Annotated in this window: 24 protein-coding genes; 23 read left to right on the top strand and 1 reads right to left on the bottom strand. The window is 31.3% G+C overall.

The window, feature by feature from the left end; genetic code table 11:
* Window positions 1-2 precede the first annotated feature (2 nt).
* The 23 genes from fliI to RSA29_RS16335 all read left to right on the top strand — a co-directional run bounded on the left by fliI (window position 3) and on the right by RSA29_RS16335 (window position 19,863).
* The gene (gene fliI / locus RSA29_RS16445) at window positions 3-1,310 is read left to right on the top strand and encodes a flagellar protein export ATPase FliI (protein ID WP_346944200.1); all 1,308 of its coding nucleotides are present in this window, start codon (window positions 3-5) and stop codon (window positions 1,308-1,310) included.
* A gap of 13 nt (window positions 1,311-1,323) precedes the next feature.
* The gene (fliJ, locus tag RSA29_RS16440; RefSeq protein ID WP_346944201.1) at window positions 1,324-1,764 is read left to right on the top strand and encodes a flagellar export protein FliJ; all 441 of its coding nucleotides are present in this window, start codon (window positions 1,324-1,326) and stop codon (window positions 1,762-1,764) included.
* Window positions 1,765-1,767: 3 nt separating this feature from the next.
* A complete protein-coding gene (locus RSA29_RS16435; protein WP_346944202.1) occupies window positions 1,768-3,087 on the top strand; it encodes a flagellar hook-length control protein FliK in 1,320 nt (439 codons plus the stop codon).
* An 11-nt stretch (window positions 3,088-3,098) separates the two neighbouring features.
* Complete coding sequence (locus RSA29_RS16430; protein ID WP_346944203.1) at window positions 3,099-3,833, top strand: flagellar hook capping FlgD N-terminal domain-containing protein; 735 nt, start codon at window positions 3,099-3,101, stop codon at window positions 3,831-3,833.
* A 192-nt stretch (window positions 3,834-4,025) separates the two neighbouring features.
* Complete coding sequence (locus RSA29_RS16425) at window positions 4,026-5,090, top strand: flagellar hook-basal body complex protein (protein ID WP_346932634.1); 1,065 nt, start codon at window positions 4,026-4,028, stop codon at window positions 5,088-5,090.
* Window positions 5,091-5,311: 221 nt separating this feature from the next.
* Window positions 5,312-5,527 (top strand): flagellar FlbD family protein, encoded by a 216-nt coding sequence (locus RSA29_RS16420; protein ID WP_346932635.1) that lies wholly within the window; start codon window positions 5,312-5,314, stop codon window positions 5,525-5,527.
* Window positions 5,514-6,317, top strand: a complete 804-nt coding sequence (locus RSA29_RS16415) for a motility protein A (protein WP_346944204.1) — start codon at window positions 5,514-5,516, stop codon at window positions 6,315-6,317. Before RSA29_RS16420 ends, RSA29_RS16415 begins: the two co-directional genes overlap by 14 nt.
* A gap of 2 nt (window positions 6,318-6,319) precedes the next feature.
* Complete coding sequence (locus RSA29_RS16410; protein WP_346944205.1) at window positions 6,320-7,045, top strand: OmpA family protein; 726 nt, start codon at window positions 6,320-6,322, stop codon at window positions 7,043-7,045.
* A complete protein-coding gene (locus RSA29_RS16405) occupies window positions 7,038-7,529 on the top strand; it encodes a flagellar basal body-associated FliL family protein (RefSeq protein ID WP_346932638.1) in 492 nt (163 codons plus the stop codon). Before RSA29_RS16410 ends, RSA29_RS16405 begins: the two co-directional genes overlap by 8 nt.
* A gap of 10 nt (window positions 7,530-7,539) precedes the next feature.
* On the top strand, window positions 7,540-7,890 hold the full coding sequence (locus tag RSA29_RS16400; RefSeq protein WP_346944206.1) for a flagellar biosynthetic protein FliO: 351 nt from the start codon (window positions 7,540-7,542) through the stop codon (window positions 7,888-7,890).
* Window positions 7,891-7,973: 83 nt separating this feature from the next.
* Window positions 7,974-8,747: a flagellar type III secretion system pore protein FliP gene (gene fliP, locus RSA29_RS16395; protein ID WP_346944214.1), complete on the top strand. Its 774-nt coding sequence runs from the start codon at window positions 7,974-7,976 to the stop codon at window positions 8,745-8,747.
* A 14-nt stretch (window positions 8,748-8,761) separates the two neighbouring features.
* A complete protein-coding gene (locus RSA29_RS16390) occupies window positions 8,762-9,031 on the top strand; it encodes a flagellar biosynthetic protein FliQ (protein WP_346932640.1) in 270 nt (89 codons plus the stop codon).
* Window positions 9,032-9,042: 11 nt separating this feature from the next.
* Entirely contained in the window at window positions 9,043-10,878 is a 1,836-nt protein-coding gene (locus tag RSA29_RS16385; protein ID WP_346944207.1) for a fused FliR family export protein/FlhB family type III secretion system protein, read from the top strand.
* 10 nt (window positions 10,879-10,888) lie between these two features.
* Window positions 10,889-12,961, top strand: a complete 2,073-nt coding sequence (gene flhA / locus RSA29_RS16380; protein ID WP_346932642.1) for a flagellar biosynthesis protein FlhA — start codon at window positions 10,889-10,891, stop codon at window positions 12,959-12,961.
* On the top strand, window positions 12,961-14,208 hold the full coding sequence (gene flhF, locus RSA29_RS16375) for a flagellar biosynthesis protein FlhF (RefSeq protein WP_346944208.1): 1,248 nt from the start codon (window positions 12,961-12,963) through the stop codon (window positions 14,206-14,208). The genes flhA and flhF overlap by 1 nt, the downstream gene beginning before the upstream one ends.
* The gene (locus RSA29_RS16370) at window positions 14,202-15,077 is read left to right on the top strand and encodes a MinD/ParA family protein (RefSeq protein ID WP_346944209.1); all 876 of its coding nucleotides are present in this window, start codon (window positions 14,202-14,204) and stop codon (window positions 15,075-15,077) included. Before flhF ends, RSA29_RS16370 begins: the two co-directional genes overlap by 7 nt.
* A 9-nt stretch (window positions 15,078-15,086) precedes the next feature.
* Window positions 15,087-15,740 (top strand): flagellar brake domain-containing protein, encoded by a 654-nt coding sequence (locus tag RSA29_RS16365; RefSeq protein WP_346944210.1) that lies wholly within the window; start codon window positions 15,087-15,089, stop codon window positions 15,738-15,740.
* Window positions 15,741-15,753: 13 nt separating this feature from the next.
* On the top strand, window positions 15,754-16,488 hold the full coding sequence (locus tag RSA29_RS16360; protein WP_346932646.1) for a FliA/WhiG family RNA polymerase sigma factor: 735 nt from the start codon (window positions 15,754-15,756) through the stop codon (window positions 16,486-16,488).
* 15 nt (window positions 16,489-16,503) lie between these two features.
* Window positions 16,504-17,124 (top strand): hypothetical protein, encoded by a 621-nt coding sequence (locus tag RSA29_RS16355; RefSeq protein WP_346944211.1) that lies wholly within the window; start codon window positions 16,504-16,506, stop codon window positions 17,122-17,124.
* A gap of 32 nt (window positions 17,125-17,156) precedes the next feature.
* Window positions 17,157-17,327 carry a hypothetical protein gene (locus RSA29_RS16350; RefSeq protein ID WP_346932648.1) on the top strand — a complete coding sequence of 57 codons (171 nt, stop codon included), beginning with the start codon at window positions 17,157-17,159 and terminating at the stop codon, window positions 17,325-17,327.
* Window positions 17,320-18,102: a flagellar hook-basal body complex protein gene (locus RSA29_RS16345; protein ID WP_346932649.1), complete on the top strand. Its 783-nt coding sequence runs from the start codon at window positions 17,320-17,322 to the stop codon at window positions 18,100-18,102. The genes RSA29_RS16350 and RSA29_RS16345 overlap by 8 nt, the downstream gene beginning before the upstream one ends.
* Window positions 18,103-18,151: 49 nt before the next feature.
* Window positions 18,152-18,931, top strand: coding sequence for a flagellar hook-basal body complex protein (locus RSA29_RS16340; RefSeq protein ID WP_346944610.1), 780 nt, complete (start codon window positions 18,152-18,154; stop codon window positions 18,929-18,931).
* Window positions 18,932-19,050: 119 nt separating this feature from the next.
* On the top strand, window positions 19,051-19,863 hold the full coding sequence (locus RSA29_RS16335) for a hypothetical protein (RefSeq protein WP_346944213.1): 813 nt from the start codon (window positions 19,051-19,053) through the stop codon (window positions 19,861-19,863).
* A 211-nt stretch (window positions 19,864-20,074) separates the two neighbouring features.
* Here the strand turns inward: RSA29_RS16335 and RSA29_RS16330 are convergent, their stop codons facing one another.
* Window positions 20,075-21,715 carry a putative manganese-dependent inorganic diphosphatase gene (locus RSA29_RS16330; RefSeq protein ID WP_346944215.1) on the bottom strand — a complete coding sequence of 547 codons (1,641 nt, stop codon included), beginning with the start codon at window positions 21,713-21,715 and terminating at the stop codon, window positions 20,075-20,077.
* Window position 21,716: the final 1 nt, after the last annotated feature.

The raw sequence follows: 21,716 nt of genomic DNA, 5'->3' as shown, positions 1-21,716 counted from the left end.
TTATGATTAGTATTGATGTTGATGAAATGTATAGTAAAATAAGAAAAACTAACTTTAATCATATGGAAGGTGTAGTGAAAAATATAATTGGACTTACCATAGAGGTTAAGGGAGTTAAGGGGTTTGTAGGTGAAATATTTCATATATACAATGAAGAAAATAATTGTATAGTATCTGAAGTCGTTGGGTTTAAGGATGATAGTTTAATGCTTATGCCTCTTGGAAATATAGGTGGGATTTCACCAGGGTGTAAGGTTATTAGAACTGGTAAACAACTTAGTATAAAATGTTCAGATGAACTTCTAGGGAAAATACTAGATGGGGTTGGAAATCCATTGGACGATAAAGAAATTACATTATACAGAAACTATCCTCTTGAGGCAATGCCACCTGATCCCTTAAAAAGAAGAAGAATTAAGGATGTGCTACCAACGGGAGTACGAGCTATAGATGGATTCTTAACATGTGGCGAAGGTCAGAGGATAGGTATATTTGCAGGTTCGGGAGTTGGTAAAAGTACAACTCTTGGAATGATTGCTAGAGAAGCAAAGGCAGATGTTAATGTTATATCTTTAATTGGTGAGAGGGGCAGGGAGGTCTTAGATTTTATTGAAAAGGATTTGGGACCTGAGGGCTTAAAAAAATCAGTAGTGGTATGTGCCACTTCGGATCAGCCAGCTTTAGTTAGACTTAAAGGAGCTTTTACAGCTACAGCAATTGCAGAATACTTTAGAGATAAAGGTCTTAAAGTTATTTTAATGATGGATTCAGTGACTCGTTTTGCTATGGCTCAGAGGGAAATTGGGCTTGCCATAGGAGAACCACCAGCTACAAAGGGGTATACACCTTCGGTATTTGCAATGTTACCAAAACTTTTAGAGAGAAGTGGAATGTCAGATAAAGGTTCTATTACTGCATTTTATACAGTTCTGGTAGATGGGGATGATTTCAATGAACCTATTGCAGATGCTGTTAGAGGTATTTTAGATGGACACATTGTACTAAGCCGTGATTTAGCAATAAAGAATCATTATCCAGCTATAGATGTACTGAAAAGCATATCTAGACTTATGCCTGAAATTGGTGAAGAGGAACATAAGAGAGCAGCATCAGTGGCAAGGGATTTGATGGCCTCTTTTAAGGAGGCAGAGGATTTAATAAACCTTGGAGCCTATGTTAAGGGAAGCAACGAAAAAATTGATATGGCAATTAATTATATTGATAATATAAATGAATTTTTAACTCAAAATATACAGGAAAGCAGTGATTTTGAGGAAACAAAAAATGTTCTTGTAAATATGTTTAATTAAAGGTGGTGAAATTTTGGGGGAAGGTTACAAATTCAAATTACAAAGATTATTGGATATACGTGAAAAAGAGGAAGATAATAAAAAGATTATTTTTATGGAAGCCTTGAGAAATAAGAAAAAGTTAGAAGATGAACTGATAAACCTAGAGGATAATTTTCAAAGGTATTCAAGTGTGAAAAATAATATGAGCACTAGTGAAAGAAAAATACAACACCACTATTTGAATCTACTAAACGGAACAATTGAAATCACTAAGGAAAAGCTTAAAACTCGTGAAGAAGATGTGGAAATAACAAGAAAAGATTTAGTCGCGGCCCAAGTTGATAAGAAAATTGTAGGGATTTTAAAAGAGAAGGACAAGGCACAGTTCATAAAAGAAGAAAATAGAGTAGAACAACTTCTTAATGATGAATTTGCACTATATGGATTTTTACGTCAGAGTGGAAGGAGATAGTATATGGTTGATATAGGACAAGTTGTAAATGTGAATATAAAAAATACAACAAGTAAGAATAAAAGTTCTATTAGTAAAATTGACAAAGATAGTAATGTACAAAAAAGTGAATTTTCTAAGGAACTTCAAAAAGTTAACAAGGATAATAAAATTAAAGATAAAAACATAAATGAAAATCAAGATGCTACCCCAAAAGACAATAAGGAGTTAGATGAGGATAAGATAGATGAAAAGGAGAGTTTAAAATCCTTAATTGATATTCTTATATCATTGATGAATACTACAAAAGATGGTATGAGGCCAAATATTACTGAAGAGGAATTGAAAACTCAAATATATAGTCAGGGAAATTTAGATTTAAAATATCTAAGTGAACTTTTAGGTGATGGTAAGGTTACAGATAATTTAATGGGGTTGCTTAAAGAAATGTCTGAAAGCGTTGAATCTAAGGAAAGTTTCTTAAATTTAATGAATTCAATCTGTAATGATGAAGAATTTTTAGAAAATAACAGTGCATTAATTAAGGGGTTACTTGAAGGAACTAGTGAAGATGAAAATGGTGATTTGATTAATAAGCTTCAACAGCTTATAAAGTTAAGCCAGAATAAGGAAAATGAAATAGTTCCTAAAAATGATAAAGTAAGTAATTTGGATAATACATCTAAAATTTTAAATGCAAATAATGAAGAAAGTCAAAACAGTGCTGAGAAAAATAGTAATCAAGATAATACTAGCAAAAAAGATGAGTTCTCAAAGGAATCGCAAATTTTAAGCAAGGTTATAAATGGAAATGAAAAAGAATCAAAGGTTACAAGGGTGGCTGACTTTATGGCTGTATTTGAAAATAATATTTTAGATATAGAGGGCGTTTCAAATGAGAAGCCACTAGCTATGTCAAAGAGTAATTTGAACAATGATGTTATTAAGGCTTTAGCTTATATGGACAAGAATGGTATAAAAGATTTAACTGTTAAGATTTATCCTAAGGAGCTTGGTGAGGTTTCTATTTCAGTAAGTATGGAACAAGGAACCTTAAAGGCTATGATAAAGGCTACATCAAAAGAGGCTGTAGATATGTTGGCTCTTGGACTTAAGGATATAAATGAAAAAATTGGTAGCACCGATATTAAGATACAATCTGTAGATATTGGATTATATGAAGATGACACAACCTATTTTGCTCAGCAGAATAGAGAAAGAGATAAATCTAATGGAAATGGTAGAAAAAGTGAAAATGGAGAAATTGATGAAGATATAAATGTTGAAGGTGTTATACCGGAAACTAATATTAACTCAAGAAATGAAATAAATTTATTAGTGTAGGAGATGAGAGAATGGCGATATCAGCTTATAACAATGTAGAAAAATACAATAAAACACCAAACGGAACTCCAATAGTAAAACCAGGTTCAGATCTTGATAAAAACGCTTTTTTCAAAATCTTAGCAGCGGAGCTTGCAAATCAAGATCCAACAAAGCCACAGGATACAACAGCGTATATATCTCAACTAGCTCAATTTTCAAGCTTAGAACAGATGTCAGGATTAAATACTACAATGACACTATCAGCAGCCCAAAATTTAACAGGAAAATTTGTAGCTCTAGATGTTATGGATAAAAATGGAATGCCTCAGTGTGGTGTAGTTAGAGCTGTTTATAAACATGGTACTGACGTATATGTAACAGTTGAAGGTCTTGATGGTAAACTTACTGATTATGGATACAGCCAAGTTACGGATGTTATTGATTCTGTTGATCCCAATATGGACAATTTAACCTTCTCTAATGCTATTACATTAATAGGTAAAAATGTTGAAATTGCATTGCCACCAGATCCATCAGAAGATAAGCCATCTGTGGAGAAACCAGAAGGCGAGGGCGGAACAGAAGAAAAACCACCAGCAGAAGGTGGAACGGAAGAAAAGCCGAAACCTCCTAAGACGATTACTGGTAAGGTTGTAGAGGTGTTCAGAGATGCCCAAGGTATTAAACTTAAGGTGGAAGTAGAGATTGATGGTAAAACTGAAATTAAAGATTACTTATTTAATGACGTAATTGGAGTTAAGTAAATTTAAAATTATAAATTATAAATTAAAAATTATAATTTAAAAGTTGGAGATTTATAAATTGTTTCGAATTTAAAAACAAAAGTTAAAAATCTAGGTGGATTTAGAAAACCTTTAAAACTCAGTTTGAGTTTCTACAATTATTATAATTCTAAATTTACAATTTTATATTAAAAAAATGGAGGAATGTAAAATATGTTAAATTCAATGTATTCAGGAATATCGGGATTAGGTGCAAATCAGAAAAAACTAGATGTAATTGGTAATAATATTGCAAACTCAGGAACAACTTCTTTTAAATCATCATCAGTTACATTTCAAGATAGTATGTATCAAGGATATAAAAGAGCATCAGGACCAGGGTTAAATAGTGGAGGTGTTAACTCCTCGAGGGTTGGTATGGGAGTTTCAATACAAAGTATAGTTACAAACATGGCACAAGGAAGTTTACAACCAACAGGAAGACCATATGATGCAGCAGTAGATGGAACTGGATATTTTATAGTAGCTAAAGGGCCGGAGAATGGAAGTATTGATGTGTCAAATGATCAAAGTATGTCTTCAGGAAGTATGGAAAGTTTCTACACTAGAGATGGTTCTTTTAAAGTTGATAGTAGTGGGAATCTTGTTAATGCTAATGGATATAGAATCATGGGATATCAAGTAGGTGATGGAAAAGGTACATCTCCATTAAATGGAGTAGCAAATTATGTTGATGGAGAGTCAAAAACATTAGATGCAGTTCAAAATAAACTTGTACCATTAATAATACCAGAGACTGTTACTAAAATGGTACCTAAAGTTGGGGCTGATGGTAAGCCAGTAGTTCCAGAGGTACTAGAAGCTAAAGAAATAAGAGTTCAAGGTTTCTCTATTGAGAAAGATGGAATGATTAAGGCTGTACTTGCAGATGGAAGTACTACAATACTTGGACAAGTTGCAATGGCATCTTTCACAAACAATGAAGGGCTTGAACAGAAGGGTAATAATATGTATTCGCCTTCAGCAAACTCAGGAGCACCACTAGCAAGAGTTGGTAAATATTCTAGTGAAGCTAAGTTAGATAGTTATGGTGGGGATAGAACTGATAATGGTAAGGCATATGGAGATATATTAAACGGATTCCTTGAAATGTCTAACGTAGATTTGTCTGCACAATTTACAGATATGATAGTTGCAACTCGTTCATTCCAGGCTTGTGGAAAGATAATAACTACAGCAGATGAAATATTACAAGAACTTGTTAACTTAAAGAGATAGGTTTTTAATTATAAATTAAAAATTATGAATTATGAATTATGAATTAGGGATGAAATATTTTTGAGATTATAAATTATAAATTAAGAATTAAGAATTTTAGTTCAAAATCCCAAAGGAATTTTATACTAAATTTTGCATTTTAAATTTTTAATTAATCTTCAATTTTATCCTTAATTTTAAATTCTACATTTTTAATTTTAAATTAAGAGGCAGGTGTAGATATGATAGAAGTTAATCCATTAAAGGGGACAAAATTTATTCTAAATAGTAATCATATAGAAAAAATTGAGGAAATTCCTGAAACGGTAATCACTTTGATGAATGGAAAAAAATATTTGGTTAAAGAGACATCAAAGGAAATTTTAAAGAGAATTATAGAGTTTAAGAAAATGTATTGGACCAATGTGTGCTTGGAGGAAAGTCATGAAGAAGAATGATATGCTAACGCTGATAGGATTTATTAGTACGATTCTCCTTATAATATGGGGAATGATGGCTGGGGGAAGTAGTCTGATGCTGTTTTTTGATCCACCATCAATAGCGATAACGGTTGGATGTTCCTTTGGGGCTCTTTTAATTGCTTATCCTATAGATGAAATTAAAAGATTTATGAAGGTTGCAGCTCAAGTGTTTAAGGCTGATGCGACATCAGATGTTGAGAATGTAACAATGTTTGTAAATCTTTCAAAGAAGGCTAGAAGAGATGGATTACTTTCATTAGAGGATGAGATACAGCAAATTGAAAATGATTTTGTGAAAAAGGCTTTAAATATGATAGTAGATGGTATAGAGCCGGAATCTATAAGGGAAATTATGACACTAGAAATTAAACAATTAGAGCAAAGGCATGAGGATGCGGCATCTATGTTTTTAACTTGGGGAGCCTATGCTCCAGCCATGGGAATGGTAGGAACATTAATTGGACTGATACAGATGCTTGCAAATTTATCAGATTCAGCAAATCTTGCATCAGGTATGGGAAAAGCCCTGATTACAACATTTTATGGATCAGTACTTGCAAACTTGGTTGTAATTCCTATAGCAGGGAAATTAAAGTATAAGACATCTAAAGAAACAAACAGAATGGAAATGATGATTGAAGGGGTTTTATCAATTCAATCAGGTGTAAATCCAAGGATAATAGAGGATAAGATGGTTGTATATTTATCACCAAAGGATAGAGTTAAGTATATAGATGCTATAAATAACCAAGGATTAGGTGAATAATTATGGCAGATAAAGAGATAAAAACGGATGGTTGGCTTGCTACATATGCAGATACAGTTACGTTATTGTTAACATTCTTTGTTTTGTTATACTCAATGTCAACGGTAGATTCACAAAAATTTCAACAAATAGCAGTTGCTATGCAAAGTGCATTTAGTGGTAGCGCGGATAAATCTATATTAGAATTTAATATGCTTACTGGAGATGTGCCTATAGTTGGAAAACCTGAAGTTAGCATGGATGAAGCCACTCAAAATGAAAATCAGGATATTTTGGAGGACGTACTAACCTATATTAAAGAAAATCAATTAGAGGATGACGTGCAAATTTATCAGGATGATAGAGGGCTTAATATACAACTTAAGGATTCAGTGCTATTTGATACTGGAAAGGCAGATTTAAAGACTGAAAGTAAAGCTGTACTTGATAAAGTTGCTGATATTTTAGTCAAAGTTAATAATGAGATAATAATTGAAGGACATACAGACAATCTACCAATTAATACAAGTGCTATGCCGAACAACTGGCATTTATCGTCAGCTAGAGCCCTTAGTGTACTAGACTATTTCTTAGATGCTAAGAAGGTATTAAATCCACATAGATTTTCCGCTCAGGGGTGTGGAGAGTTTAAACCTATAGCACCTAATGATACAGCTGAAAATAGAGCTAAAAATAGAAGGGTTAATATTATAGTTGTAAGTAATATGAAGGAGCAGGCAAATGAGTAAGAATAGTAAAATCAAAGAAGTAAATAAAGAAAATAAGGGGAATTCTAAGGTTATTATAGCCATATTAGCTACAATATTAGTATTTTCACTTGTAAGTGGAGCTGTGTTTATAGGGTATGTGACGGCTACAAAAAATTCACCTAAGAGTGAAGTTGAAAGCACCGATGGCAAAGTTGTTGATGAATTTAATTTAGAGTTAGAAGAGTTTTTGGTAAATTTAAGCGATGAAGGAAAATCTAAGTATTTAAAGATTGATATGGATTTAGGTTCAGATATAGCTAATAAAGAACTTCAAGTGGAGCTGAAAGCAAAAATTCCACAGATCAGAGATGCTATTAACAAGATATTAAGAACTAAAAAATCAACAGAATTCACACCAGAGGGTGAGGCAATTTTAAAACAACAAATAATAGCTGGAGTTAATGAAAGATTGAACAAAGGGAAAATACTAAATGTTTACTTCTCATCTATTATAGTTCAATAGGTGAAGTGATATGAGTGGACAATTTGGTATTACTTTGATAAAGATATTAATATTTTTTCCTATGGTAATAGGATTAATATTGTGGTTAGGGAAGGTAACAGAAAAATTTAATGGTAGTGGTAGAACAGCTACTATGAAGATAGTGGAAAGGCTCCAAGTTAGTAAAGACAATTCATTATTGATTGTTAGAATTGGAGAAAAGTTTTATCTAGTAACCTCTGCTCAGGGGAAGATAGATATAGTAAGAGAAATTGAGCTGGCAGAGGTTAATACCTATAAAAACACTATAATGGATGAAAAAAAGCCATTTATGACAATTGGAGAATTTTTGAAGAATAAGAATTTCAGAGGTTCAAAATGAAATATTATTTTAAAAATAAAGGAATAATACATATGAAAAAAATTAAATTACAAGGTTTGATTAAACCTATAATAGTATTATTAATGGTGTTTTGTGTTCTTTCTATTAGCAGTGAGACAGCTTATGCTACTAATGATACTCTACCTATACCTGATATTAATATATCATTTGGGGATGGAGCAGAAAAAACACCTACGGAGTATGTTGAGAATATAAAATTAATGATGGTGTTGACAGTCCTCACAGTACTTCCATCAATTCTTATACTAACTACAGGATTTGTGAGAATTGTTACAGTATTATCCTTTTTTAAAAATGCAATAGGTGCAGCACAGTCTATACCTAGGCAGATTACAGTTGGACTAGCTTTATTTCTAACTTTCTTTGTAATGGCACCTACCTTTACAGAAATTAATGAAAAAGCAGTAAAGCCATATGTTAATGAAGAAATAACCATGGATGAGGCTATGAAAGTTGGAATAAAACCTATGAAGGATTTTATGTTAAAGCAAACCAGAGTTAAGGATTTAAAGCTATTTCTAGAAGCGGGAAATGTACAAGATTCTGTAGTTGTGGAGAAGGATGATGCAGGAGTAGAGTCATATAATTATGATAATGTACCGTTATATGCTATAGTGCCAGCTTTTGCTATTAGTGAACTTAGAACAGCTTTTGAAATAGGATTTTTAATATTTATACCTTTTTTATTAGTAGATATTGTAACCGCCAGTGTTTTAATGTCCATGGGAATGTTCATGCTACCACCGGCAATGATTGCACTGCCATTCAAGCTTCTATTATTTGTATTAGTGGATGGATGGAATTTACTTAGTCAATCCCTAATTTTAGGATTTTAAAGGAGTGGAAAAGTATGACACAGGCTATGGTAATTGCAATACTACAAGATATGGTAAAGACGGGACTAGTAGTGGCTGGGCCAATATTGCTAGTGGCAACAGGAGTAGGGCTGTTAGTAAGTATATTTCAAGCCACAACTCAAATACAAGAACAAACATTAACCTTTGTACCTAAAATAATAGCTGTAGCCATAGTTGGAATTGTTATGGCTAGTTTTATGGGAAATGCAATAGTAGGATTTACGCAGAGGATTTTTTCAATTATTTCTAATATAGGAGCTTAGGTGGGATAGCGTTGGTAGATATTTTAATGTTTATAGGTTTTTTAATGGTGTTTATGAGGATAACGTCCTTAATTTTTACAGTACCAGCTTTTTTCCCTACTGGAACTCCGAGTATGATGAAAATTGGACTTGGACTTATCTTATCAATTATCTTATCCCCCTTAATTAATAGAGAAGCGTTGCCAGAAACAATAGGTACCGCAACACTGATAATTCTAATGGGTAAAGAAGTGATAATTGGATTAGCACTAGGATATATTATTAACTTAATGTTTAGTGTTATACAAATGGCAGGGCAGATGATGGACTTTTCCATGGGATTTTCTATGATGAGTTTATTTGATCCTGTTGCTGGAGAGACAATCTCAATAATGGGAAGATTAATGTACTGGACTTGTCTTGCAGTATTTATGCTAGTTGATGGCCACCTTATTATAATAGAGTGTCTTATAGATAGTTTTAGGGCAGTTCCAGTAGGAACAGTAATTTTTACAACTGATCATGCAACATATATTATCCATGTTATATTTGAATTTTTTACTATTGGATTTAAGGTTGCATTACCAATAATAGTTATAATTCTTATAACTGAAATAGCATTAGGTCTTGTTTCGAGGGTTATGCCACAACTGAATGCTATGATACTAGGAATGCCAATTAAAATTTTTGTAGGCCTTATGACATTTTCTATTTCCATTCCTATAATTATGAAAATTATAGTTTCCAATTTTGGAACTGTTAAAGATATATTTTCAGAACTTTTTATGATAATGCCTATAATATTAGTTTCTGCTTCAAATGACAGTGGAGATAAGACAGAAAAGCCAAGTCCGAAAAAACTACAAGATGCAAAGAAAAAGGGACAGGTTGCTAAAAGTAAAGAATTATCGGCTGCAATAACTCTCTTAGCAATAACATTGATAATTTCAGTTTTAAGTGGATTTATTATAAATACAATGAAGGATGGAATGCAGTTATATCTTGGAAATTACATGAGTTTTCAATTAAATATTCAAAGTTTAAGAGGAATTCTTATAAAGTCAGCAATTATTATTTTTACAGTGTTTATACCTGTGGCAATACCAATTATGGTTGTTGGAGTAATAGCAAGCATAGGTCAAACAGGTTTTATAAATTCATCGGAACCTTTAAAACCAAAGCTTAGTAAGATAAATCCAATAAGTGGATTTAAGCGAATGTTTTCGATAAAAGCATTAGTAGATTTGGTTAAAAATCTATGTATTGTGTCTATTATTGGATATGTAGGATATAAATTTATCATTGATAATTATTATAGTCTTCTAAACCTAAGTGATTATAGGATGGGAAAGATACTTTTAATAATGGGAGACCTAATGGTTAGTATCTTTACTAAGGTTACTATAGTGCTCTTAATTATAGGAACTTTAGATTTTTTATATCAAAAGTATCAACATACAAAGGATCTTAAGATGACCAAGCAGGAAATTAAGGAAGAGTACAAGCAACAAGAGGGAGATCCTAAGATAAAAGGAAAAAGAAAGCAAAAACATATGGAGATGTCAATGAAAAGAATGATGCAGGCAGTGCCTGATGCCACTGTTGTCATTACAAATCCAACGCATATTGCTATTGCTTTAAAATATGAAGAAAATAGCGGGAAAGCTCCAATTGTGGTGGCTAAGGGAAGTGACAATATAGCTTTGAAAATTAAGGAAAGAGCTATTGAAAATGAAATACCAATTATAGAAAATAAACCTTTAGCTCGGCTTATGTTCAAGGATGTGGAATTGGATCAGGAAATTCCAGCTGATATGTATAAAGCGGTGGCAGAAATATTAGTATTAGTTTTTAAAATAAAGAAATAACATAAAGAGGATGATAATTGTGCTTAAAGAGAAGGGATTTAGTATTAAGAGTAACTTAGATATAGTTGTAGCATTTGGGGTAATTCTTATTGTACTAATGATAATTATACCATTGCCACCATGGCTACTTGATATTTTCTTTGCCATAAATATTTCAATATCTGTAGTTATAATGTTACTTACAATGTTTACTACAAATGTATTACAGTTATCAGTGTTTCCAACACTGTTACTTGTAACGACACTTTTCAGACTAGCTCTAAATGTTTCTTCAACTAGACTTATTCTGGGAGAAGCAAATGCAGGTAAAATTGTACAAGCATTTGGAGAGTTTGTAATTGGTGGAAACTATTTTGTAGGTATAATAATATTTTTAATAATAGTAATTATACAATTCATGGTTATAACTAGTGGTGCTGGAAGGGTATCAGAGGTTTCAGCTAGATTTACGCTAGATGCTATGCCAGGAAAACAGATGAGTATAGACGCAGATTTAAATGCAGGAATGATTACAGAGCAAGATGCTAGACAAAAAAGACTTGATCTTCAACGAGAAGCTGATTTTTATGGATCTATGGATGGAGCTTCAAAGTTTGTTAAGGGTGATGCCATTGCAGGTATTATAATAACTATAATTAATATTATCGGCGGAATTGTAATTGGTGCTGTAATGATGGATATGGAACTTGCAGAATCAGCAGCAACCTTTACAAGCCTTACTATAGGAGATGGACTTGTAAGTCAAATTCCAGCTCTATTAATATCAACAGCTTCAGGTATTCTTGTTACTCGTTCAGGTAGTGATGATAATTTTGGAACGCAGGTTTCAGCTCAGCTTACTGCTTTTCCAGTAGTTATAGCAATATCATCTCTTGTACTTTTTATCCTTGGAATAATTCCAGGTATGCCAACTATAATTTTCTTTGCTCTATCAGGAGCGGCAGCATATAGTGCATATCTAATGTATAAGGATGAAAAAGAACAGGCTAAACAAGATATAGAGATTCAAGAAAAAGAGATTGTTGAGACTGAAAATAGAGAGCCAGAAAATGTGATGAATCTAATATCGGTAGAACCTTTGGAGGTTGAGATAGGATATGGACTTATTCCTATGGCAGATGAAGCTTCAGGTGGTGACTTACTTCAAAGAATTGCATCTGTAAGAAGACAATGTGCCATTGAAATGGGGATTGTAGTTCAACCTATTAGGATTAGAGATAATCTTCAAGTTAAAAACAATGAATACGTAATAAAGATTAGAGGAACCGTAATTGCAAGATCTGATATTATGCCATCTATGTTTCTATGTATGAATCCTTCAGGGGAGGAAATAAATATTCAAGGTATAAGGACTATAGAGCCTACCTTTGGAATTGAAGCACTTTGGATTAATAAAGATCAGAGAGAAGATGCAGAAATAAAAGGATTAACAGTAGTTGATCCAACTACTGTAATGGTTACTCATTTGACTGAGACTATTAAATCACATTGTCATGAACTTCTTGGGCGTCAGGAGACTAAGGTTATATTAGATTCAGTAAAGGAAAAATATAATACTGTTGTAGAAGAACTTGTCCCAGATTTGATGACAATAGGAGAAATTCAAAAGGTATTACAGGGATTATTAAAAGAAAAGGTTTCTATAAAAGATATGGTGACTATTCTTGAATGTCTTGCAGATAATTCTAGAAATACTAAAGATATAGAAATATTAACTGAGTACGTTAGATTCGCTCTAAGTAGAACCATATGTAATGATTTAATAGATGAAGACAATAGAATAGTGGCGGTGACCATATCTCAGGATATGGAGAAGATAATAGGAAATAATATTCAAAAATCTATGCAAGGATCATTCCCGGCTATAAGTCCAGACATTACAACAGAGATATTCAATAGTATTAAAGGGATGCTAGAAACAACCTATTTTCCTACTAACATTCCAGTAATATTGGTTTCACCAAGAATTAGATCAGCTTTCCGTAAATTAATAGAAATGGTATTTCCAAATATAGTAGTGTTATCCTTAAATGAAGTGCCAAATGATATAGAGATAAGAACTGAAGGAGTTGTATCTATATAATGATTATAAAGAAATATGTAGCTTCAAATATGAAGGAAGCATTAAATCAGGTATCAAGAGAACTTGGGAAAGAGGCTATAATTATTAGTCAGAGAACTATAAAAAGTCCTGGAATTAAAGGGCTATTCTCTCCTAAATTAGTGGAAATAACAGCAGCAGTAGAATCTAAAAGTATAGACAATTCTAAAGGAAAAGAGATAAATGAATTTAGTTTGATACAAGGTGAAATGGAAAATCAAGATATAGGTACAAATAAAGAGAAAAATATAAATCAAAATCAAGTTGCGAAGAGTGCTAAAAATAAAGTCAGCCAAGATGCTAAAAGTAGTGACAGAGTTACAAATAATGAGGAGAATTCATTAAAAAAAGAAATTGAAGACATAAAAAATATCTTAAATGGTTATATGAATTCTCAAGTTAATATACCTAAATCACAGCTTATAACTAAAGAAGGAACAATGGAACAGATAGAGATAGATTATAGAAAGGATATTATAGATGAACTATGTAGTCTTGATATATCAATGGATATAGCTAAAAAAATAGTTGGAAATTGTAATGATGAAGATTGTAAAAATATATCTAAAGATGAGTTAAGGGGCAAGGTAATAGAACAGCTAAAGTTTATTATGCCGGTAAATTCAGAAGAGATAAGTGGAACTGTAGCACTAGTAGGGCCAACAGGTGTTGGGAAAACTACAACTATTGCAAAGCTTGCTGGAAACTTAGCATTAATTAAACATAAGAAGGTAGGACTTATAACAGTTGATACCTATAGAATAGGTGCAGTTGAACAATTAAAAACATATGCAGATATTATGAATATAGATTTCAAGGTGGTGTTCTCTATTAATGAAATGGAGAGTGCAATTGAGTCAATGAAGGATTGTGAAGTAATACTTCTAGACACAACGGGAAGAAGTAGTAAGAATACAATGCAAGTTTTAGAGTTAAAAGCCTTTATTGATAAAGCAAAGGTAGACAATACATATTTGGTGGTTAGCGCTACAACTAAATGGAAAGACATGGATGTAATTGCTAGAGGTTTTTCTAATATTACATATAGTGGATTAATACTTACGAAATTTGATGAAACTTCATCTTATGGATCGATAGTAAATATATGTGATAAAACAAGAGTGCCTATTAAATTTATAACATTAGGTCAAAATGTTCCAGAAGATATAAAAGTTCCTACAGAGAATGATATGGTAAATTTAGTATTAGGGGAAAGTTGGATATGTTAGATCAGGCTTCAAAACTAAGACAAATGGTAATGAAAAAAGAATTTCTAGAGGATAAGAGTAGTAACAATAATAATTATACAAAAATCTTTACAATAACATCTGGAAAAGGTGGGGTAGGTAAAAGTAATATAGTTATTAATCTTGCTATAGCATTGAAGAAGTTTGGGAAAAAAGTTTTAGTATTAGATGCAGATTTAGGTATGGGCAATGCAGATGTATTAGTTGGAACCATGCCTAAATATACTATATTTGATGTAATTTTCAATAATAGAAATATTAATGAAGTAGTAATAAATGGACCTTTAGGAATAAAGATATTATGTGGAGGTACTGGGCTTTCAAGATTAGATGATCTTACATTGGGACAAAGACAGTTATTAATTGATAAATTAGGTGAGATTAGTGGGTTTGACTACATATTAATTGACACCGGGGCTGGTATAAATAGAACGGTTATGGCATTTATAGGATGTAGCCATGAGGTTTTTATTGTAACAACTCCAGAGCCAACAGCATTAACCGATGCCTACAGCTTATTAAAAACAGTTTGTAATTATGAGGTTAAGAATAGTGCCAATATAATTGTAAACAAGGTGTTAGATGAAGATGAAGGTAACAATACTTTTAGGAGACTTAATAATTCAGCACATAAGTTTCTAGGTGCTGAATTAACTCATTTAGGTAATGTTGCCGAAGATAAAAAACTCGTACAAGCAGTGCGTATGCAAAAACCAGTAATATTATCATTTCCACGAAGTGACGCAAGTAAGGATATTGAAAGTATAGCAAGACAATTAGAGGGTATAGAATATAGAAGTGGGAACAGCATACAAGGAATATTTAAAAAGATGTTTAATATTTTTTCGTAGGAGGATATTATGGGAGTTAGTATTACAATTGAAGTTAATAACAGGGTAGAAATACAAATTAAAGAAAATGGGTGGGCTAAATCTATAATTCAAGAAGTAGACGAAAACAGTATTTCTATAGCAATGCCTATATTTAATGGAATAGGGTATCCTTTGTCAGAAGGAGAGTTTATATCATGTAACTATAATGATGGTAAGGGTAATATCTATAAATTTGAAGCTGAAGTTATAGGAAGAAAATTTGATAGAATTCCACTAATCGTTATAAGGACAATAGGTCAATATAAAAAAGTGCAAAGACGAGATTTTGTAAGAATTCCTTTTATAAATGACATAAAGTATGACGTTATAGAAAAATATAATGATAGAATACTTCAGGATATAGAGACATATGACTATAAATCAGGAAGATCACTAGATTTAAGTGGTGGAGGAATGAGAATTAAAGTTAAAGAAATAATTAGCCTTCAAAAGTTGCTAATTATTAAAACTAAAGTTGGTAATAAACCTGTACTGGCTATTGGTAAAATAGCTAGAGTTGAAAGTGTACAGGGAGATGAACATATTTATGGTGTAAAATTTGAGTATATAGATAATAAAGTGAGAGAAGAGATAATTAAATTTATTTTTCAAAATATGAGAAAAGCTATAAAAACTAAGTAAGGAGGGAAATAACGTGTCAGGAGCTTGTATAGTAGATGGTAGAGAAGAAATAATTAGAAAAAATATACCCCTTGTAAAATATATAGCGTCTAAGATTATAATAGGTAAAAATAAGTACATGGAATATGAGGATCTAATAAGTTATGGAATGATAGGACTTATGGATGCTATAAATAAGTATGATGACACTAAAGGAATGAAATTTTCTACTTATGCGGCTATAAGAATAAATGGAAGTATTATTGATGAGATAAGAAGAAATAGTCCAATATCAAAGAGAGCAATAGATAAACTTAACAAATATAATAGAGCCGTTGAAGAACTTAGAAATAAGCTTTTTAGAGAACCTAGTGATATTGAAGTAGCTAAACGTATGGAAATATCATTGAAAGAACTTACAGATATACAGGGTTATGTGAACTATATCTCAATGATGTCCTTGGAAACTATTTTATTTGGTGATGATGAGGATATGTCATTGCTTAATTCAATTGAGGATACAAATAGTCCTTCACCACAAAAATCCTTAGAGGAGAAAGAGTTGTTAGAATATTTAAGAAAAGGGTTAGATGGTTTAAAGGAGAGGGATAGGTTAATATTAAATTTATACTACTTTGAAAAACTTACATTAAAACAAATAGGACAAGTATTAGAAGTGTCAGAGTCTAGAGTTTGTCAGTTACATAGTCGTGCAATTATAAATTTGAGAAAAGAGATAGAAAAACTTCAGTACAGTATTGAATCTTAGGAATTAGGTGATAGTATGTATATTTTACTAACAATAATTGGACTTACATTAATTATTTTAAATATAAAGGCTATAAAGAAAGAGAGTAATAACTTTCAGCAGGTGATGGTAAAAACAGAATCACAGGTTGATGAAGTTGATACGAGAATTATGAAGATGAGAAGTGAATTTGGCAAAACTCTAACGGAGATTCAAAGAGAGATAGAGGATTTGAAAAGTAATTATGAATCAGTGGAGTCTAAAGATTTTAATAATTATAACGATATTAATGGTAAAGAAGAAATATTTGAATATAATCAAGATGAGTCTCAAGTTGATTATATGAAAAACTATGAATGTAGTACAAGCTTAGAAAATTATAATAGAATAAATGCCGAAGACAATGAGGAATATATGAGTACTTTAGTGGAAAAAATAGTGGATTTTGATGATGAAATTCATATAACAAAAATTAATCAAACTGTTAAAGATATGAATAAAGGTTATGAGATTGAAAATCATAGAAGTAACAATAGCTTAAAGGTTGAGGATGTAAAAAAACTTTTAAAACAAGGCATTAGTGATGAAGAAATAGCACAAAGCTTAAATATAGGAAAGGGTGAAGTCTTATTAATAAAAGAATTATATCTAAGATAAAAGAGTGGACTTATATATTAAGTGATAGGAAAGTGTTATTTGGAATTGGAATTGGTATAATTATTGGAGTAGTTTTCACTATTTCATCTAAGGTAGATTATAATTTAAGTGATGGAATGATAGAGATAAGGGCAAAAAAATTAGGAATGACTTATCCAGAAAATATTAAAGTAGATGTGAAGGATGGTGCAATAAATGATTAGAGGACTATATACTGTAGCTTCAGGGATGATTACTAGTGAGCAAACACAAAGTGCAATTATGAATAATATAGCAAATATTAATACAAGTGGATATAAATCAGAAATGTTGACACTTAAGAGTTTTGATGAAGTGTACATCTCAAATAAGGATGGTGCTAACAATAAAAGAGCAACAATTGGAACTATGAGTAATGGAGTTGAGATAAATCATCGTGCTACTAATTTTTCACAAGGGAATATAAGTGATACAGGAGTAAAAACAGATTTTGCAATTCAAGGCGAAGGGTTCTTTGTAGTGCAAAGACAAGAGGGAAATGGAAGTAAGAATTATTATACAAGGGATGGTCATTTTGCTATAGATGGAGCAGGATATTTAGTGAATTCTAGTGGGGATAGAGTCCTTGGCGGAAGTAATGGGGCATTATCACCGATATACATAGGTCAAGGAAGTATTTCTGCAGAGGCTAACGGGTCAATATCGGTGGATGGAAGAAATGTTGGTAAACTTGCAGTTGTGAACTTTCCTAAAGATAATAATGGTAATTATACAAATGTTGACAAAGTAGCATTTAATTTTTATGAAGGACAAAATCCAACGTTTATAAATAATCCTCGTATTGTAAATAGTGCTATTGAAAAGTCAAATGTAAATGTAGTGGAAGAAAGTAATAATATGATGGCGGTTATGAGAAATTTTGAAAGTAGTGCTACAGTATTAAAGACCTTAGATTCAACGCTAGAAAAAGCAGTAAATGAGTTGGGATCTGTAAGATAGGCATAGGTTTTAATAAATAGAAAATGTGAGGGATAATTTTATGTATGGTATGTTTTATACAAATATGAGTGCAATGAATGCACAACAAAACAAATTGGATATAATTTCAAACAATTTAGTTAATGTTCAAACAAATGGATATAAAAAGTTATCTTCAGGATTTCAAGACCTTTATGAGAGTTCTCTTGATAGATTAGGAATTCCAATTTCTGATGATGCAAAGAATAAATTATATGTAGGTACGGGTGTTAAATCTACAGAGTCAGTTAGAATACAAACCCAGGGTAGTTTAAAAAATACTAAAATTAAAACAGATTTAGCTATTGATGGAGAGGGGTTATTTAAGGTATATACGGAAGATGGAACAGTTGCCTATACTAGGGATGGAAGTTTTAAAGTTGATGCTTTAGGAACACTAGTTAATGGCAATGGACATAGGCTTTCTATTACTGACGCAAATGGCAATGAAATTAATGTTCCGGGAGGTCCTATAAACTTCGGTAAGGATGGATTTTCAGTAGATGGAAATGGTGCTGTATCTATAGAGAACAACGGTACTACTTTGAAGGTTGGAGACATTAAAACTTATAAACCAGTTGGGGATGGAGATTTTATTTCTGTAGGTAAGAGTTTATTTATACCTAAGGAAGGAACTACAGTAATTGAGACAAAGAATAGAGATATTTATCAAGGATATATAGAAAACTCTAATGTTGATATATCTACAGAAATGACAGACATGATTGTTACTCAGAGAGCATTTCAGCTAAGTTCATCGGCATTAAAAACAGCTGATGATATGTGGCAAATGATTAATAATCTAAGATAATTAATAACTTAAGATAGTTTTTTAGAATGGAAGAGTTAGCTTTTCCATTCTTTTTTTATGTATTGAAACATATAATGTTATAGGAAGATAAGAAGCATTAGATTTTAGGGAGGGATACAATGGGGGTAGGATATTTATTTGGGTGTTTGATTAGCATACTGCTATGGAAGTTAGACAGACATCAAATTTTCAGTAAAATCCATATAAAAATAAATAGTAAAATAAAAAGCAAATTTCTTTTGCAATTTATATATATATTAGTAATAGTGCTAGTTTCATTATTACTAATTAATGTATCTAACAATGAATTAATTAATGCTATTGTAGCTTTTTTTGTGATAGAAATAAGTAATAGTGAAAGAAGAACTGTAATTAGAAAAAATTTTGAAAAGATGGAGTTTTACAATACATTATCATTGACAAGTAAAGCTTTAATTTGTGGATTTTTAGCTCCTATAATTTATATTTTAATTATAGGGAATATTGGGGGAATAATTTATACATTGGTTTATTATATAAGTGATGATGGAAAGTTAGATGGGTTTAACAGTATTTTAAATATATTAAATATTATTCCGACACTTGTTTGTTCATTGGTACTATATATTATATATATTATTAGAAACAAAACTTCAAAAATAAATTTTAAGGGGGATTTCTTAATTAATTTAGTAACTAATCCTCTTCTTAACATTTATATTCTAGCGGCATATATTGAATCTGTAAATTTTTATTATTATGTGGAAGATAAGGGTGTTCATTATTTGAGAAGCTATGGAATTTATCAAGGCAAAATTGATGATATGTGTGTGAAGGATTTTTTAACAATTATGTATGGTATTTGTTTTATGAATTATATATTATTTTGGATTTATATAATTAATATGGGACCTATTATTAAAATACCAGTTATATTTTGGATATATTTTTAGTTGTTTATTTGAAAATTATTACTATTTAAAACAAAGTTATGAGTAAATTATGTTAACATATATATGGGGTAGGGGTGATTGATTTCGTATATCTTAAGTCACAAGTTAGAATGAGATAAAAAAACTCAACTTGTTATTAAATCAAGCTGAGTTTTTTTATTTGAATATATTTTGAATTATTGCCCAAATAGGTTAAATAATAGGCTTATAGTTATTTAATTTGGTTAATAACTTCAGAAAGTGGTGGAATAACTTGTTTCTTTCTAGAAACAATTCCATCGATATATACAGTGCTATTTTCTAATTTAACATCAAAAGCTCTAGAAAAGACTTCTTTATGTTCGCCTTGAACTATGAATAAAGACGATTTTTTAAATATGTCTGTAGCCATAAGTAAAAGTATATCAAATTTATCATGGGAGACTTTTTCATCCATAAGAGTTTTTAAATCTTCCACTAATGGTATAAAACCATCCATATAGGTAGTAGTTATTTGAGAAACTCCAACTTTAAAGTTACCAATGTTAAATATTTTAAAGTCTTGGTATAAAAGCTCTTTTGAACTTTTGCCATCTAGTGAAGTACCCGCTTTAAACATCTCTTGCGCAAATTTTTCTATATCTAAATCTGCTATTTCAGCAAGTCTCTTTAGAATTAACTCATCTACAATAGTAGCTGTTGGGGATTTTAAAAGTAGAGTGTCAGATATTATTGCTCCACATAAAAGTCCAGCCACCTTTTTAGAAGGTCTAATGCCATTTTCAAAGAATATTGAAGCTACAATGGTAGAGCTACTTCCAACGGGTTCATTTCTGAAATAAATAGGCTGTCCAGTTTGGATATCTCCTATTCTGTGGTGATCAATAATCTCTAAGATGTCAGCATCTTCCAAACCATCTACAGATTGAGTTTTTTCATTGTGATCAACTAAAATTACTTTCTTTTTCTCTTGTGTAATTAAGTGATATCTAGAAATACTTCCAATTACAATACCATATTCATCTAAAACAGGATAACTTCGATATCTGGTTTCAAGCATTATATCTTTAATATCCTCAATGAAGTCATTTGTAGAGAAGCTAACTACGTTATGTTTAGTCATAACATAATCAATTGGAATACTTTGAGGTATCAGTCTAGCTGCTGTAAAGGAGTCGTAAGGGGTACTAATAATTGTACATCCTTTTTCTTTTGCTCGTTCAATAACATTATTAGATGGTGCAGAATTATTTGTTATAATCATTAATCTGCAGTCTCTGTCTAATACAAATTCTTGAACTATTTCACGGTCCCCACAAATAGCAATATCTTCAGCTTCTATTAAGTTATTGTCATTAGGTTCCATCATAGCAACTACAACTTTTCCCTTTAACTCTAGATTTTCATCTGATAAATATACTATTTGAGCTGAAAGAGTCTCAAGAATATTATTTATCTTAGTTTTACTTTTGGCAAGAACATAATTATCCCAAATATCAAGGTAGCTAGAAGCCAAGTTTGATACAGATACAATACCAGCAAGTTTATCATTAGGATAAATAACAGGTAAAGTTTTGATATTTTTTTGTTTCATTATAGACCATGCCATTTTTAATGAAATATCAGTAGAAATTGGTGCTACAGTGTCTATTTCTAAATCAATAATTTGTGGTTTTACTGTTTGAATAAGCTCAGGAAATTCAACTCCAAAATAATCTAGGATAAATTTAGTTTCTCTACTTACTTTTCCTAGTCTTATTGGAATAGCTTTAATTTTTTGAGTCTTATTTTTAAATTCTGCATATGCTATAGCTGAGCATATTGAATCAGAATCAGGATTTCTATGTCCTGTTATATATACTGAGTTTCTCATA

The organism is Clostridium sp., from assembly GCF_036660475.1.
GTDB lineage: Bacteria > Bacillota > Clostridia > Clostridiales > Clostridiaceae > Clostridium_J.
The sequence above is the reverse complement of the archived record's forward strand: the minus strand, read 5'-3'. Positions and strand labels throughout refer to the sequence as shown.

What these genes read in the sequence shown, in the direction of transcription:
- fliI (WP_346944200.1), top strand. Translation starts at nt 3, where the DNA reads ATGATTAGTATTGATGTTGATGAAATGTATAGTAAAATAAGAAAAACT.
- RSA29_RS16435 (WP_346944202.1), top strand. Translation starts at nt 1,768, where the DNA reads ATGGTTGATATAGGACAAGTTGTAAATGTGAATATAAAAAATACAACA.
- RSA29_RS16430 (WP_346944203.1), top strand. Translation starts at nt 3,099, where the DNA reads ATGGCGATATCAGCTTATAACAATGTAGAAAAATACAATAAAACACCA.
- RSA29_RS16425 (WP_346932634.1), top strand. Translation starts at nt 4,026, where the DNA reads ATGTTAAATTCAATGTATTCAGGAATATCGGGATTAGGTGCAAATCAG.
- RSA29_RS16420 (WP_346932635.1), top strand. Translation starts at nt 5,312, where the DNA reads ATGATAGAAGTTAATCCATTAAAGGGGACAAAATTTATTCTAAATAGT.
- RSA29_RS16415 (WP_346944204.1), top strand. Translation starts at nt 5,514, where the DNA reads ATGAAGAAGAATGATATGCTAACGCTGATAGGATTTATTAGTACGATT.
- RSA29_RS16410 (WP_346944205.1), top strand. Translation starts at nt 6,320, where the DNA reads ATGGCAGATAAAGAGATAAAAACGGATGGTTGGCTTGCTACATATGCA.
- RSA29_RS16405 (WP_346932638.1), top strand. Translation starts at nt 7,038, where the DNA reads ATGAGTAAGAATAGTAAAATCAAAGAAGTAAATAAAGAAAATAAGGGG.
- RSA29_RS16400 (WP_346944206.1), top strand. Translation starts at nt 7,540, where the DNA reads ATGAGTGGACAATTTGGTATTACTTTGATAAAGATATTAATATTTTTT.
- fliP (WP_346944214.1), top strand. Translation starts at nt 7,974, where the DNA reads ATGGTGTTTTGTGTTCTTTCTATTAGCAGTGAGACAGCTTATGCTACT.
- RSA29_RS16390 (WP_346932640.1), top strand. Translation starts at nt 8,762, where the DNA reads ATGACACAGGCTATGGTAATTGCAATACTACAAGATATGGTAAAGACG.
- flhA (WP_346932642.1), top strand. Translation starts at nt 10,889, where the DNA reads ATGATAATTGTGCTTAAAGAGAAGGGATTTAGTATTAAGAGTAACTTA.
- flhF (WP_346944208.1), top strand. Translation starts at nt 12,961, where the DNA reads ATGATTATAAAGAAATATGTAGCTTCAAATATGAAGGAAGCATTAAAT.
- RSA29_RS16370 (WP_346944209.1), top strand. Translation starts at nt 14,202, where the DNA reads ATGTTAGATCAGGCTTCAAAACTAAGACAAATGGTAATGAAAAAAGAA.
- RSA29_RS16365 (WP_346944210.1), top strand. Translation starts at nt 15,087, where the DNA reads ATGGGAGTTAGTATTACAATTGAAGTTAATAACAGGGTAGAAATACAA.
- RSA29_RS16355 (WP_346944211.1), top strand. Translation starts at nt 16,504, where the DNA reads ATGTATATTTTACTAACAATAATTGGACTTACATTAATTATTTTAAAT.
- RSA29_RS16345 (WP_346932649.1), top strand. Translation starts at nt 17,320, where the DNA reads ATGATTAGAGGACTATATACTGTAGCTTCAGGGATGATTACTAGTGAG.
- RSA29_RS16340 (WP_346944610.1), top strand. Translation starts at nt 18,152, where the DNA reads ATGTTTTATACAAATATGAGTGCAATGAATGCACAACAAAACAAATTG.
- RSA29_RS16335 (WP_346944213.1), top strand. Translation starts at nt 19,051, where the DNA reads ATGGGGGTAGGATATTTATTTGGGTGTTTGATTAGCATACTGCTATGG.
- RSA29_RS16330 (WP_346944215.1), bottom strand. Translation starts at nt 21,715, where the DNA reads ATGAGAAACTCAGTATATATAACAGGACATAGAAATCCTGATTCTGAT.